The 12,973-nt window shown below is 70.4% G+C and carries 13 protein-coding genes; 6 read left to right on the plus strand and 7 right to left on the minus strand.

Annotation, left to right across the window (positions count from 1 at the left end; all coding sequences use genetic code 11):
* Positions 1-272: 272 nt before the first annotated feature.
* From AB0C36_RS40635 to AB0C36_RS40645, 3 genes are all read right to left on the minus strand, one after another.
* On the minus strand, positions 273-1,175 hold the full coding sequence (locus tag AB0C36_RS40635) for a hypothetical protein (RefSeq protein ID WP_358364177.1): 903 nt from the start codon (positions 1,173-1,175) through the stop codon (positions 273-275).
* A gap of 57 nt (positions 1,176-1,232) precedes the next feature.
* Positions 1,233-5,573 (minus strand): hypothetical protein, encoded by a 4,341-nt coding sequence (locus tag AB0C36_RS40640; protein ID WP_358364180.1) that lies wholly within the window; start codon positions 5,571-5,573, stop codon positions 1,233-1,235.
* Positions 5,574-5,860: 287 nt separating this feature from the next.
* Positions 5,861-6,490, minus strand: coding sequence for a hypothetical protein (locus AB0C36_RS40645; RefSeq protein WP_358364183.1), 630 nt, complete (start codon positions 6,488-6,490; stop codon positions 5,861-5,863).
* A gap of 285 nt (positions 6,491-6,775) precedes the next feature.
* Between AB0C36_RS40645 and AB0C36_RS40650 the strand changes: the two genes are divergently transcribed.
* Positions 6,776-7,414: an SMI1/KNR4 family protein gene (locus AB0C36_RS40650; protein WP_358364186.1), complete on the plus strand. Its 639-nt coding sequence runs from the start codon at positions 6,776-6,778 to the stop codon at positions 7,412-7,414.
* A 123-nt stretch (positions 7,415-7,537) separates the two neighbouring features.
* Here the strand turns inward: AB0C36_RS40650 and AB0C36_RS40655 are convergent, their stop codons facing one another.
* The gene (locus tag AB0C36_RS40655) at positions 7,538-7,972 is read right to left on the minus strand and encodes an Hsp20/alpha crystallin family protein (RefSeq protein WP_358364187.1); all 435 of its coding nucleotides are present in this window, start codon (positions 7,970-7,972) and stop codon (positions 7,538-7,540) included.
* Positions 7,973-8,105: 133 nt separating this feature from the next.
* Here AB0C36_RS40655 and AB0C36_RS40660 point away from each other — a divergent pair, with 133 nt between their 5' ends.
* Positions 8,106-8,792, plus strand: coding sequence for a type III effector protein (locus AB0C36_RS40660; protein WP_358364190.1), 687 nt, complete (start codon positions 8,106-8,108; stop codon positions 8,790-8,792).
* 313 nt (positions 8,793-9,105) lie between these two features.
* A complete protein-coding gene (locus AB0C36_RS40665; protein ID WP_358364193.1) occupies positions 9,106-9,378 on the plus strand; it encodes a DUF2795 domain-containing protein in 273 nt (90 codons plus the stop codon).
* 88 nt (positions 9,379-9,466) lie between these two features.
* Here the strand turns inward: AB0C36_RS40665 and AB0C36_RS40670 are convergent, their stop codons facing one another.
* A complete protein-coding gene (locus AB0C36_RS40670; RefSeq protein WP_358364195.1) occupies positions 9,467-9,805 on the minus strand; it encodes a hemerythrin domain-containing protein in 339 nt (112 codons plus the stop codon).
* 162 nt (positions 9,806-9,967) lie between these two features.
* The gene (locus tag AB0C36_RS40675; protein ID WP_358364198.1) at positions 9,968-10,150 is read right to left on the minus strand and encodes a YegP family protein; all 183 of its coding nucleotides are present in this window, start codon (positions 10,148-10,150) and stop codon (positions 9,968-9,970) included.
* Between the two features lie 366 nt (positions 10,151-10,516).
* Here AB0C36_RS40675 and AB0C36_RS40680 point away from each other — a divergent pair, with 366 nt between their 5' ends.
* The 3 genes from AB0C36_RS40680 to AB0C36_RS40690 all read left to right on the plus strand — a co-directional run bounded on the left by AB0C36_RS40680 (position 10,517) and on the right by AB0C36_RS40690 (position 12,471).
* The gene (locus tag AB0C36_RS40680) at positions 10,517-10,765 is read left to right on the plus strand and encodes a hypothetical protein (RefSeq protein WP_358364201.1); all 249 of its coding nucleotides are present in this window, start codon (positions 10,517-10,519) and stop codon (positions 10,763-10,765) included.
* A gap of 137 nt (positions 10,766-10,902) precedes the next feature.
* Positions 10,903-11,925 (plus strand): sigma-70 family RNA polymerase sigma factor, encoded by a 1,023-nt coding sequence (locus tag AB0C36_RS40685; protein ID WP_435839218.1) that lies wholly within the window; start codon positions 10,903-10,905, stop codon positions 11,923-11,925.
* Between the two features lie 135 nt (positions 11,926-12,060).
* Complete coding sequence (locus AB0C36_RS40690) at positions 12,061-12,471, plus strand: SgcJ/EcaC family oxidoreductase (protein ID WP_358364205.1); 411 nt, start codon at positions 12,061-12,063, stop codon at positions 12,469-12,471.
* Here the strand turns inward: AB0C36_RS40690 and AB0C36_RS40695 are convergent.
* Positions 12,425-12,973: TetR-like C-terminal domain-containing protein (locus tag AB0C36_RS40695; protein ID WP_358364207.1), on the minus strand; the 549-nt coding region annotated here is incomplete at its 5' end. The two genes, AB0C36_RS40690 and AB0C36_RS40695, sit on opposite strands and share 47 nt — an antisense overlap.

Consider the following 12,973-nt stretch of genomic DNA (forward strand, 5'->3'; position numbering starts at 1 on the left):
ATATGGCTGCTGGGGTTCCTCTTCCGCAGCACCGGGGCAAGCGGCAGCCGCGGACGCTGGTACCGCTGGTGAACCCAGGCGTGGTCCCCGCCGGGTGCCGACCCCAATGACGTGGTCGCGTACGCCCACAAGGACCTGACCCGCCCGCCGGGGCGGTACCAGCGCGCTTGCTGGTGCCGCCCCGGCGGGCGGTTCAGCGGTACATGCCAACTTTGGCCGTTCGCTGCCGCGGCACGCGGTCTCCCCCTGGTCGGCTCGGCTCCCCCGGTCTGTTACTCGGTCGGTGCGCGCGTGGACGGCGAGGGGGGCACGTCGGCGACTCCGAGGTACGGTGCGACGGCGGCGGCCACGGCTGCGGATCTCAGGTAGTTCGCGGCCAGGTGGAAGTCGAAGAGGTTGATGCTGTCGGTCAGATCGAGGTCGACGCCGGGGAACCAGCGGCTGAGCGGGCGGAGGATCGCGACGGGATCGCCCGGGTCGGCGACGTTGACCCAGCGGCGGACGTTCGGCGGCCGTTCACTAAGTCCGTTCACCGGCGCGGGCGTCAGGCGCTCGAACACGCCGTGGCGCAGCGCGAGCGGCGAGCCCATTGTGACGAGCAGGTCGATCTCCACGTCCCGGCGGGCGTGCAGCGCCTCGTACGCCACAACGCTCCCGAGCGAATGCGCGAGGACCACCGTCGGCCGCTCCCGGTCCAGGACACCGCCCACTTCGTCGCGCGCGGCCTGCCGAGCGGGCGCGTCGGGTGCTTTGAGGTACGTGGCGACCTCGCGGAAGACCAGTGCCATGAAGAGACGGGTGAGCCTGCCGTCGAGCGAGAAGCGCCGGGCCAACATATCGACGGCGTGCCGCAAGGGCACGGTCAGCCGTCCCTGCGCCACGACTTCCGGCAGCTCATGGGCGTCCAGCCACATCTCGGCGAGGGCCGCCGCATCGGGGTCCGTCGTCGCCAGGCGATCGAGGGCCTGGTCGTCGGTGCCCTGCGCCACCGGCTTGCCCCGGTAGAGATGGTGGGCATAGTACGCACACGTGAGATCCGCCTTTCCGAGGCTCGCAAGTCCCAGCCCTGCGGCGAGGCCGGCGCTCCAGTCGGCGGCCACGGCTTCGGCGACCGCGTCCGGTCGGCCGCCGCGCACGTGGTTGCCGACTCCGTGTACCGCGACGATGCGGGACATGCGCGCTCCTTGAGGTCGACCGCGACCGCGGGGGCCGTGGGCTCGGGCAGATCGGTGTCATGCGTGCGATGCGCGTTCCAGCCGGAGGACCGCCGGGTCGGGCGACAGGAGCATGAGGTCGGCTCCCATGCCGACGAGCAGATCGCCGGAATTGGTGACAGCGAGCGCGAACACGCTGTCGGGAAACGCGAACGTGTCGACCAGGGTGTCGAGGGCAAGGTCCCACAAACGCACTTTGCGGTCGGTGCCACCGGTCAGCGCATGCGGGCGGCCGTCGCGAAGACAGGGCACTACGCAGGTCACCTCGCGATCGGTTCGGCAGTCCAGGGTGTTCGCGTGACCGGTGCGGAGATTCAGCTTGTGGACGTGGCCGTTACCGCCCAGGACAAGGACTGCGTCCCCGTCGAGCATGGTGAATGCCATGGCGTGGAGGGGTTCGTCGAACTGCTCGACAATCTGCGGCGGGTGGTCACCGTCGACGACGACGAGGCAGCCGTTCAGGTCGAGGGCGGCGATCAGCGGGCCGCCGCCGGCGCGCGGCAGTGAGGCCAGCAGCGTGATCCTCTGGTCGGAGACGGCCACCGCGGGCTCCTGCGGCGATCCGCCGCGGAGCGGGAGCCAACGCAGTGCCCCGCTGTCATCGCCCAGCACGGCGTATTCGTGGTCCCCGATCCGCGCGCTCGCCGCCGCGCCAACAGCCGGCGCACCGCTCCAGAAATGCACGGCGGTGGCTCCACCCCCGGCTGAGGCGTCGAAGGCCTGAAGTGTCGCCTGGCCAACGGCGAACACGCTGTCGGACCGTCCGTCCGTGGTCGTTCCGATCGTGTGGAAGTGGTTCTCGCCGTGGTCGAGTCGCTCGTTTGTGCCGTCGCGTAGGTTCCACAGCCGCAGGGAGTCCCGTCCCAGCGACACGGCGGTGTCCCCGGACGCGTCGTGCGCGGCGAGCACGCCGATGACCGGATCGCGGTGTGCCGCGGCGCTGGGGGCGGCAGCGGGGCCGTACGTCTCCCAGATCCGGATGGACCCGCGCTCCCCGCCGGTCACCAGGCGGTGCCCATCGTGACTTCGATAGCCGCACACCGCGGTGATCTGGGTGGTGTGCCCCCGGTGGACAGCCACCTGTCCGCCGCTCGCGACCTCCCAGATTCCCAGGACGCCGTCCGAGCCGACGGTGGCGATGTGCGGCCGGGCGTCGTCGGGCGCCGCGACGGCGACCAGATCGACCACCGCACCGTCGTGCGTGCGGAAGGTGACGACCGGACTGCCGTCGCCGAGGTCCCAGACCCGGCATTTCCCGGTGCTGCTTCCGACGACGGCACACGACGTCCCGTTGAGCAGGACCGTGCGAGCCACGGTCGCCCAGGACGCGTCCAGGCCACGGACACACACGCCGTCCGTCGCACGCCATACCGCCGCGGCACCACCGCAGGTGCCGAGCAGATGCGGTGCACCGTCGACCAGGCACACGTCCAGGGAGTTCACCGGGGCCTCTCCGACGTGGAAGTCCCCGGTCATGTCGCCCGTGGCGAGGTTCCAGGTACGCAGGCTGCCTTCCTCGGCACCGCTCGCCAGGAGACGGCCGTCCGGTGTCGCGGCAAGGGACCACACCGGGGTCTCGTGCGCGGGAAACGTGTCGACCAGTTCTCCGGAGGGCCACGACCAGACCCACAACCACCCGTCGTCACATCCGGTGACGAAGCGCAGTTCTCCTTGTTGGCGAACCGGCACGACGCACCCGACGGGGGTGGGATGGGGCAGTGCCTGGACAGCCGCGTGGGCGTCCAGGTCCCAGATCCTGAGCGTGTTGTCGTCCGCGCCGCTCAACAAGAGGGTACGGCCGTCCAGTTCCACGGTGCGGAGCGTCCAGATCCGGGTCTGCGGGTGCCCGGGCAGCGAGGCGCGCAGCGCCCGGCTGGGCGCCGATCCGGCGGTCCAGCGGATCGACCAGTTCTGTCCGTGGAGGAGGCGCTCGGCGAGTTCCGTCGCATCGAAGCGCATGGCGTCCACGGCCAGCATCTGACGGCGTTCCGTCGCGGGTACGGATCGATGGGACGTGTGGCCGGCGAGGTAGACCGAGGCGGCGAGCGGCAACTGCCCGGGGAGGTGCTGGAGTACGGCGGCAAGGGCGTCGGGATCGGCATGGACCAGGAACTCCGCGTCGTCCAACAACTCGTCCAACTCGCCTGCGTCGAGGGCGTGTTGCGCGGCGTGCCGGACGAGGTACGGCTCGGCGAGGTCCCACCGCGGCACTCCGTCGGGACGCCGCGGGACGGACGCGAGCATCGCGGCCCACACCTCCCGTGCGTACCGCGCCGCCGCGAACCCGCCGGGCGCGGAGACCGTGCCCTCCGCGACCGCCGTGGCGATGAAGGGGTTCGCGCGAAGCTCATCGGCCAACCCTTGGTGGAACAGCCGGTAGAGCGGGCTGCCTTCGCGGTCGGCGTCCCGGCGCAGGTAGAACCTGCCGGACTCCAGCGCGCGGCGGATCTCCTCGATGCCGGGCGTCGGCAAATGCCCGGGGGCGAACGCGGGCGCCACGGCGGCGATGACCCTTTCCGGCATGCCGGCTCCCTGGCTGTAGGCGAGCACAGCCAGCACGGCGGCCACCCAGAAGTCGGCGCGCCGCAGCAGGTCGAGACGCAGGACCATGCCAAGCGACTTGGGTACCAGGGCCGCGAGTTGCTCGGCGTCGGAGCGTGTCTCCAAGCGTTCCGAACCACCAAGGACATAGCGGACGAACAATGCGGAGACGAGGAACTCGCCCGCTTCGCGTGGCGACCGTCCCGACTGCGGCTCGCCGGTACGCACCACCTCTCCGGCGATGCACTTGGCGAGATGGTTCAGGACCGGAAGCGGGCACCTGGCCGCGAAACCCGGGTCGTCGCGGAGCAACCCGCGTACGTACGCGGTCAGGTCACGGATGAGGTCGTCGTCCGGCACCGTGCTTAGGTCGAGCAGTCCGCCCATTGCCGCGGAGCGTGCGAACAGCGGGGCGAACCACTCCTCCGGGCGCGCACCCACGAGAATGCGGAAGGCGGCCTGCCCGTCGCCGCCGACCACCGCGAGCAGCGGAGTCAGCAACGCGGACACCACCTCCTCCGGACGCTCCGCCTCGTCCAGTGCGTCCAGCACCAGCACCGCGGGTCTCTCCCACCCGGCCAGCGCGTCGACCACCTGGGGCACGGTCCACCCTGAGCCGTCGTCCGGCGGCGCGGCCAGCCCCCATTGCCTCACCAGGGACGCGAGGATGTCTTGGTACGAGCGCCGCCGCGCGTGCACGACAGCCAGGTTTGCGGTCTCCTCGGGAGCGGTGTCCCAGCCGAGCGACGGCTCCCACAGCGACATGGTCTCCGCCCTGAGGCGCGGATGGGCCGCGCACACCAACACGCCCAGCAGCGCCGACTTCCCGCCCCCCGGCTTGCCGGTGACGACCCGGAACGGCGGACCGAATCCGGCGAACCACTCGGTCAACGCGACGGCTTGCTCTTCACGTCCCTGGAACATGCCGCGCCGATCCCCGTCGTCGTGCCTGAACAACTCGACACCACCGGCACGGCCCACGAAGTGCCGCTGGTCCAAGGCCTCGTCGAGAAGTGCGCCGGCCCCGATGTCCACGTTTCGCCGTACACCACCGGCGGAACGGTCGAAGCGCGGGTTGCGGAAGAACCGTAGCCAGGACAGGTCCGTGCCGACCTGGGTCATCGGCAGGGTGATCTCCTGCGGCACCAAGAGCTGCGCCGCCCGGCGCGCCACGGCCACCGCGACCTCATGGCAGAACCGCTCGAACGGAATGAACTCGTACGTCGGGTGCAGGCCGATCGTGCCGTCGTGGAATCCCGCCAGCACCTCCGCGACGGCCTGGCTCAGGATGCCGTCGTACGCCTCCTCCCCCGGCTGCGCCGCGGCGATCACCCACCCGCGCCGTCGGCCGGCCGTGAGGAACTGCTGCCAGGCAAGTCGCGCGGGAGCACCGGCATAGCAGAGGTCCAACAGGAACAGCACGTTCGGCGCCTCGTGCGCCGCGTCTCCGTCGTCGCCGGTCTCCAACGTGGCGAGCCACGACTCGACGTCGATCCTCGTACGCCGGCCGTCACCGCCCACGACGTACAGCTTTTCCCCCGCACCTGACAGCCCGTGCGAGAGCAGATGCACCACGGCGAAACCCGAGCTCTTGGTGAGGACTTGGTCCACCGCGTCCTCCAGAGCGGAGGCAGTGGCTGCGGGATCGGCCTGGGACGCCACCTCGACGTAGCCGTACTTGCCGGTGAGCATCGTGCGCACCCGTTCGGCGTACTCGGCGGCGAACTCCAGCGGGGCGCGGGCCCCGAGCTTGGGCCGCGCGAGATCGATCGGTGGACCCTCGATCCCGACCACCAGCGCCTGGTACCCCCCGAACATCGGCCCCCTTCCGACGCAGAGTGCTTCCGGATGAGATCGTAGAGCCGAAGGCATCGCCACGGCCGACGTCTGGGCATTCCGCGGGACGCTGAGCTTGCGCCTCGCTTTGGGACGAACACCCTTGGCTCATCCGCATCTTCGGCCAGGCCGATGACACGACTCGGATGGTCGAGTTTCTGGCGCAGGCAGATGCGGGGACGAAGTCCGGAAGTCGCGGCGCCGATCCGGGACTTGCTTGGCAGCATGCTCGCCTGACCGGTCCGGCATCCCCGACGCGCCGCCGCCGGTCAGGCGCTTATCGCGGGGCGGCGGCGTACCCAGTACGCGTAGGTCAGGGCGAGCAGCATCGGGCCCCACAGCAGCCCGGGCGCGATGCACGCGTACGCCAGTACCTGCCAGCCCGCGTTCGTGTAGTCGGCGTTCTCGCCGATGCCGAAGAAGGCGAAGACGAAAGGCGACCAGAACGCCATCACACCCAGCGCGCCAAGCGTGGCCGCGGCGATGGCGGCGCCCGGCCGGATGAGCTTCCCGCCGATGAACGGCAGCCACCGGGGCGCGGTTTCGCCCCAGTCGCGGACCAGGCCGAAGCTCAGCAGGGCGAGGGCCTCGGTGATGATGCTCAGGGCGAACACGTAGGGGATGGAGATCCACAGCGCCGGCATGCCGCCCGCTTCGGCGCTGCCCATCTCGAAGCCGAAGGCGAACGGCAGCCGCCACAGGCATTGCGGGAGCAGGACGAGCGGGATCAGGTGCGCGACACCCTCGGCCCACCGCGGCACCGGCCGCTCCGTGCCGCGCATCGGACGGCGCCGGGTAGTCGGCGTGCCGTCGAAGGACACTGCGGGTGCGGGTGCGAGTGCGGGTGCGGTAGGCGCGGTGAGGGCAGAAGGAGCAGCGGCGGGAACGGCGTTCGTCATGCCTCAAAGCCTGGCCGAGCAGCCCTGACTCATCGTCCTCTCCGCGGGTGAACCGCCTCCGCCGGACTGCCGGTGGTCGGCTGCGACTTGCGGCGTACGGGAGGGCGCGCCGGGGCGACCGGCGGCGTAGCCCGCCCTAATGCGCGGTCGGCCTCGCGCTGTTGCCTTTGTGGACCTTCGCTCACGGCGATCTCGGGTCTGCGGGATCATTGCCGCGTGTTGCGTGCCGTGTGTTGCGTGTTGCGCGCCGCGTGTTGCGCGCCGCGTGCCGCGTGTCAGCCCCGAGTGATCGCACGCAGCGGACGTATCGCATGCAGCGGACGTTCCAAGAGGGAGAACGAAGTGATGGCACCGATGGACGAACCACAGGCCGGACCGGCGTTGGCGGCGCTTGAACAGGCAGTGCCGGCGCTCCTGGCGCATCGGCGCCCCGAACCGGCCGACCTGCACTGGGAAGAGTTCCGAACCGCGCTGGGTGTGCCCGCGCCCGGCGACTTCCAGCTGTTGGCGCAGTGGTATCCGACGTTCACCGTGAACGACTTCCTGCATGTGACGCTGCCGATCGCAGGGAATGAGGCGCAGGTCGCGCACGGAATGCTGGGGGACACGGAGATGATCCGCGACCTGTGGGAGAACGACGATTCGCACGGCAACGCCCCGTTCCCCGAGCCGAACGGACTGCTGCCTTGCGCGTCCACCAACCACGGCGACCTGTTCTCGTGGGTGGTCAACGGTGACGATCCCGACCGTTGGCCCGTGATGATCGCCACGCGCAACGACTACTGGTGGACGTACGACGGGGGCCTGGTGGCATTTCTCAGCGCCTACCTGGGCGGCTCGCTCGAACGCCACGGACTCCCCCCGATTCCTCCCCTTCACAACCCGCCGGTGCGCGCCTGGCACCCGGCGCCCAACCCCCAATAGCCCCTGCTCGAATGCGGCATTCGAGCGGGATTCCGCTCTTCCGCCAGGGGCATGCGATGGGAGGCCTGCCGGTTCCGGTCCCGTGGCCGGGCGGGGCCGGAACCGGCAGCTCGGTCCGCGTCGTCAGCTGCGGATCTGCTTGCGGTCGTCGGCCTGGCCGACGGTGATCTTGCGGGGCTTGGCGCGCTCCGCAATCGGGATGCGCAGCGTCAGCACCCCGGCGTCGTAGTCGGCGACGATGCCCTCGGCGTCCAGGACGTCGGCGAGCTGGATCTGCCGGGAGAACACGCCCAGCGGCCGCTCGGACAGCTCGACCTGCACGCCCTCGCCCACGGCGACGGGGCGGCGCTCGGCACGGACAGTGAGCATGTTGCGCTCCACGTCGATGTCGATCGCGTCCGCGGCGACGCCGGGCACGTCGAACGCGACCACGTACTGATCGCCGTCGCGCCACGCGTCCATCGGCATCGCGGAGGGACGCGACCAGGTGCCGTTCTGGCCGAAGAACTGCTGGGCCATTCGGTCGAGTTCGCGGAAGGGATCGGTGCGCATCAGCATCGGAAAACACCTCCAGGCATTCGGGCAACGGGTGCCAGTGCGCTTCACCTGACTCCTGTTATAGCATGTCATCGGAACGACGACAAACACGTCCGTCGCTGAAACGACGACACCTGAGGAGAAGGGGAAAGCCGTGACCGACACCCCCGGCCGAACGCCGGACCACCCCGGCCCGCCGGCCGTGCCCTTCCTCGCCGTAGCGGCCGCCCTCGCCGCGATCGACCAGGCCGTCCACACCGCGCAGGACCGAACCGCGGCCGCCATAGCCCCGGAAGCCCGCGGGGAGACGCCATCTCGGGTGGAGGAGGCGCTCGCCGCGCTGCTTCTCCTGCGCGAACTGCGTGGCCACCTCGCCGCATGGGAGCCCGACCTCATCGAAACCGCGCGCGACGCCGGGGCCAGCTGGGCCGCCCTCGCCGAGCCCCTCGGCGTCACAAGCCGCCAAGCCGCCGAACGCCGCTATCTGCGTCTGCGCCCCGGCGGCGCCCCCGGTACCACCGGCGACCAGCGTGTCCAAGCCACTCGCGACCGCCGAGCCGCCGACCGCGCCGTCACCACTTGGGCCCGCGACCACGCCGCCGAACTACGCGCTCTCGCCGGTGCCACCGCCGCTCTCGACGACCTCGGCCGTCTCGCCGCTCCTCCCCTGGCCGCCCTCACCGACGCACTCGGCCACGACGACCCCGCGCACCTCCTGGCCCCCCTCGCCGACATCGGCCCGCACCTTGCCGCGCACCCCGCCCTCGCCGCGAAAGTCACCGACCTGACCGACCGCGCCGCCGCGATCCGCAACGCCAGCGACCTGCAACGCCGCACCTGACCCGCACAGCCGGCCCGCGGTCGATCGGCCGAGGCCCTCGGCCCGAACACCGTGACGCAGACGCGGACCAAGGGGGAACTGATATACGAAAAATGCGAGGAATGTGTGTAACTGGCCTCGACCAAGGGCAATGCCTTGATCGGTAACCCGAACGGGTGAACGGCGCCAGGGCGAGGCTGCGACCGCCCACGTCGTACGTCCGCTCGGAGGTCCGCTCGTACGTCCGACCATCGCCGCCGCAAGCTGCCGCACCGCGGCGCCGCTTTCTGCGCCGTGAAATGTGGAAGCTGTGAAATGTGAAAGGAGCACCGTGATGTCGACTGCCCTTCCCGCCCCGACCGCCCCGACTCCGCTGCGCCGCCCGGTAGCCCCTCAGCCGCCGACCCGCGAGGCGGTGTGCCGGGCGCTGGTCGATGTGACCTGGCCGGCTCGCAAGGCCGACCTTGTACGCGCCGCCACCCCCCGCCGTGCCCGTACCGACATCGTCCGCCTGTTGGAGACCTTGCCCGACGCGCCCTACCTGGGCCCCAACCAGGTCTGCCGTACCCTCTTCGGCCCGCACGGCCACACCCAGCCCAGCCCCTGACAGCGGTTTTGACCAGGTCCAGAACGTCCGTACCACGCGGCCCGTTGCGCCACCTGCCCTTCGCGCACAGCGACCTTCGGTGTGCCCGTCAGTTGGAGTCACCCGCCAGCAACCGCTCCATGGGGTCGAGATCGGGCACCAAGCGTGTCACCAACAGATCGAACCGGGCGTCTTCGGGCTTGAGTTCAGCCATGCCCGCCAGACGGTGATGTATCCGGACGTGGTCGCCGAGTCCGCCGGCCGCGAGAGTCCGGCCCTTGGGGACCCTTCGCCGCACCGCGGGAAAGAGAAAGCGCGATTCCGCCTTGGCGTGTCCGCCCAGTTCGGCGGTAATCCTGCGTGCGGTGCGCTTGCGGCGCGGGTCACCCCAAGGCATGGACTGGATGAGGCCGCACAAGCCGTCGATCCTGCGGTGGTCCTCGGTCAACCGCCCGCGCTCCGAGAGCATCTGAAGGGCGCATTGCAGACGCGGCCCCTCGGCAGACGTGGGTGGTGTTCACCACCGACGCGCCCGCTGAGGGGCCGCTCCGTTGTCTGCTTCCCGGGACGGCGCGGAGCACCGGACGGGCTTCAGCGCGGTGCGCTTCGGCTACGCGTCGGTCTCCACGACCGCGGCGTCGGCCGCGTTCTTCTTGATCGACTCGATGCCGTTGAGGCAGGCGTTCTTCGTCGCGTAGCCCTCGCCGACGGCGATGATCTCGCCGTTCGCGGCTTTGAGCCGGAAGCGGTGCTTGCCCGCGTTGTCCTCGTACACCTCGAACTTGGCCGCCATGCGGACCTCCTTCGCCTCGGCCGCCCGCGCGGACGGCCACAGGGTTGCGGTCGACCTGGACGCCGACTGCACGGCCGCCGGAACGCGACCGCCCTCCTCCGCTGCCCCTCCCGCCGGTGCCCATGCGCAACGGCGAGGTCCGCGCGGTGGCTTGGGCGGCGCAGCCGGGCACGCCGCGCAGCTGATCGTGGTCTTCCGCTGCCGCCCGGCCACCGAACGTGCTGCGCCGGCACGGCGGTTCATCTCCCTCCCGGTCGGCACGCGCATCGCGACCGCCCGAGACCGTCACGCGGTTGCAGCCAATTGTGGTGTGGGCAGGTGCAATCACGAACGGCGCCCTCAGGCCTCGGTGTTGCGCAGCCCAACATGGTTCGCCGACATGCGGTGTGCCGCGGCCAACCGCTGTCGGACTGGCTGATGTGGGCGCTGTTGTTCGACGACTACTACTGCGATACCGGTCCCCATTGCGCGCGTCCGGCCTCGTTCAACCCGCTGGCCGGTCAGGTGATGACCCGCGCCCTGTATCCGGACACCGCGCCGACCGGGGACGGTCGCTTCGACGCGTACGCGTCCGCCTTGGCCGCGGCATCCTACTGGCCGTCCCCATGGACCTGACTTCCTACGCCCACGAGCAACACCAGGACTGCCTGGAGTCCAACCTGGTCCACATTCTCGCGACACAGAACTCCATCGGGGCGCGGCGGCCGTCTTCCCTCTCCTGGTGGCGGGACCTCCTGCACCACCCCTGCCCCCTGCGCCCGAGGCGCGCGACAGCAGCTGAGAGGGTGGGGGACGTGACGGCGAAGGCAGAGGGCTTCGATCAGTTGGTCGAACCGTTCCGTGCGGAGTTGTTGGCGTACTGCTACTGGATGCTCGGCTCGGCGCACGACGCCGAGGACTTGGTCCAGGACACGTACTTGAGGGCGTGGCGGGCGCGGGAGCAGTACGACGAGACGCGCAGTTCCCTGCGTACCTGGCTCTACCGGATCGCGACCAATGTCTGCCTGACCGCCTTGGAGGCCCGCGGTCGGCGACCGCTGCCGTCGGGTCTGGTGGCCGCGTCGGAGCCGCTCGCGCCGCTCGTGCCCGGGGAGAACCTCGCCTGGCTCCAGCCCCTGCCGGACTCCTGGGTGGAATCGGGCGATCCGGCGGGGACCGTGGTCGAACGCAGCAGTCTGCGCCTGGCGTTCGTCGCCGCCCTGCAGTACCTGACGGCGCGTCAACGCGGCGCGCTGATCCTGCGTGACGTGCTCGCATTCTCCGCGTCCGAGGCGGCGGACATCCTCGGCACCACCGTCGTCTCGGTGAACAGTTCCCTGCAACGGGCGCGTACCCGCGTGAAGGAGGCAGGGGGCCGACGGGAGCATCTCGGCGAGCCGTCGACAGCCGAGCAGCGCGCTTGGGTGGACCGCTACATGAAGGCGTTCGAGCAGGCCGATGTCGAGGGTCTCAAGCGGCTTCTCACCGACGACGTGATCATGGAAATGCCGCCGATGGTCAACTGGTTCGTCGGACCCGGCAATTACGGCACCTTCATGGAATGGGTCTTCGCGAAGGCCGGCACGGACTGGCTCTTGAAGCCGGTCTCGGCCAACAACCAGCCCGGCTTTGCCGCGTATCGGCGCGCCGACGGCGGGTACGAGTTGCACACGCTCCAGATCTTCACCGTCACGACCGCGGGCATCAGCCGGAACTCGGTGTTCCAGGAACCCGAGATTTTCGCGTCCTTCGGTCTGGCAGCCCGACTCGACGTCCAAGGACTCGCGGACACCTGATCGCGGCGGCCCCGCCGCGTCGCGCACGCCTCGACATCTTTTTTCCGTGGGCGCGATGAGTTCGGACCCCGCCGCCGGTATGTAGTGACGAGTGAGCCGGAAGACCCCCGGCGAACCGGTCACAAGGGAGATCCGATGTCCGACAGCCGTACGGAAGACAAGGCCGCCATCGCGGCCGTCCTGACCGCGTCCTACAAGGCGTGGGAGGCCGGCGACGCCGAAGGCATGGTCGCCGACTACACCGCGGACGCCACCGCCATCATGACCGGCTCGCTCCGCGACAGCCGTGAGGTGATCCGCGCGAGCATGGCCCTCGCCTTCGCCGGGCCGCTCAAGGACACCTCGACCTACAACAAGCAGCTCGGCCTCCGCTTCGTCGGCAGGGACGCGGCGATCGTCGTCAGCGAATCCGGCATCCTCTTCCCCGGCCAGACCGAAGTCCCGGAAGCCGGCAAGGTGAACGCGACCTGGGTCTTCGAGAAGCGGGACGGCCGCTGGCTCATCGCCGCGTACCACAACAGTCCTGCGCTGACGCCCGGGCACTGAACCCCTCCCCCACAAGGCGCCCGCCTGGCTGGACGGTTGTCTGCTTGAGCGGCGCCGCGGCTGCCTGGGGGGCGGCGGTGACCAGGGCGTGGACGGTGGTGCGGACGTGTTCTGCGACGACCTCCGGGGTGGAGGCGTCGAGTTTGCCGTCGAGGTGGAGGAAGGCCAGGCCGTGGACGAGGGCCCACACCATGGTGGAGAGGGCATCGGGGTCGCCGTGGGGGAAGGCGGCGCGGGCGATGCCGCGCACGTACTCCTTGATCGCGGCGGTCGCGATGGCCCGCTCCTCGTTGGCGGGGTCGCAGGGCTCGGCGAACATCACGCGGAACAGTGCCGGGTGCCGGAGTGCGAACCGGACGTAGGCGACAGCCACATCGGCGAGTTCGTCGGGGGTCGCCGGTGACGGATGCGCGGCGGCGAGCTGTTGGGCTAGTTCGCGGTACCCCTCGGCGGCGACCGCGGACAGCAAGGCCTCGCGGTCGGCGGCGCCTTCCGCGGCAAC

This window comes from Streptodolium elevatio (assembly GCF_040649515.1).
GTDB classification, from domain to species: domain Bacteria; phylum Actinomycetota; class Actinomycetes; order Streptomycetales; family Streptomycetaceae; genus Yinghuangia; species Yinghuangia elevatio.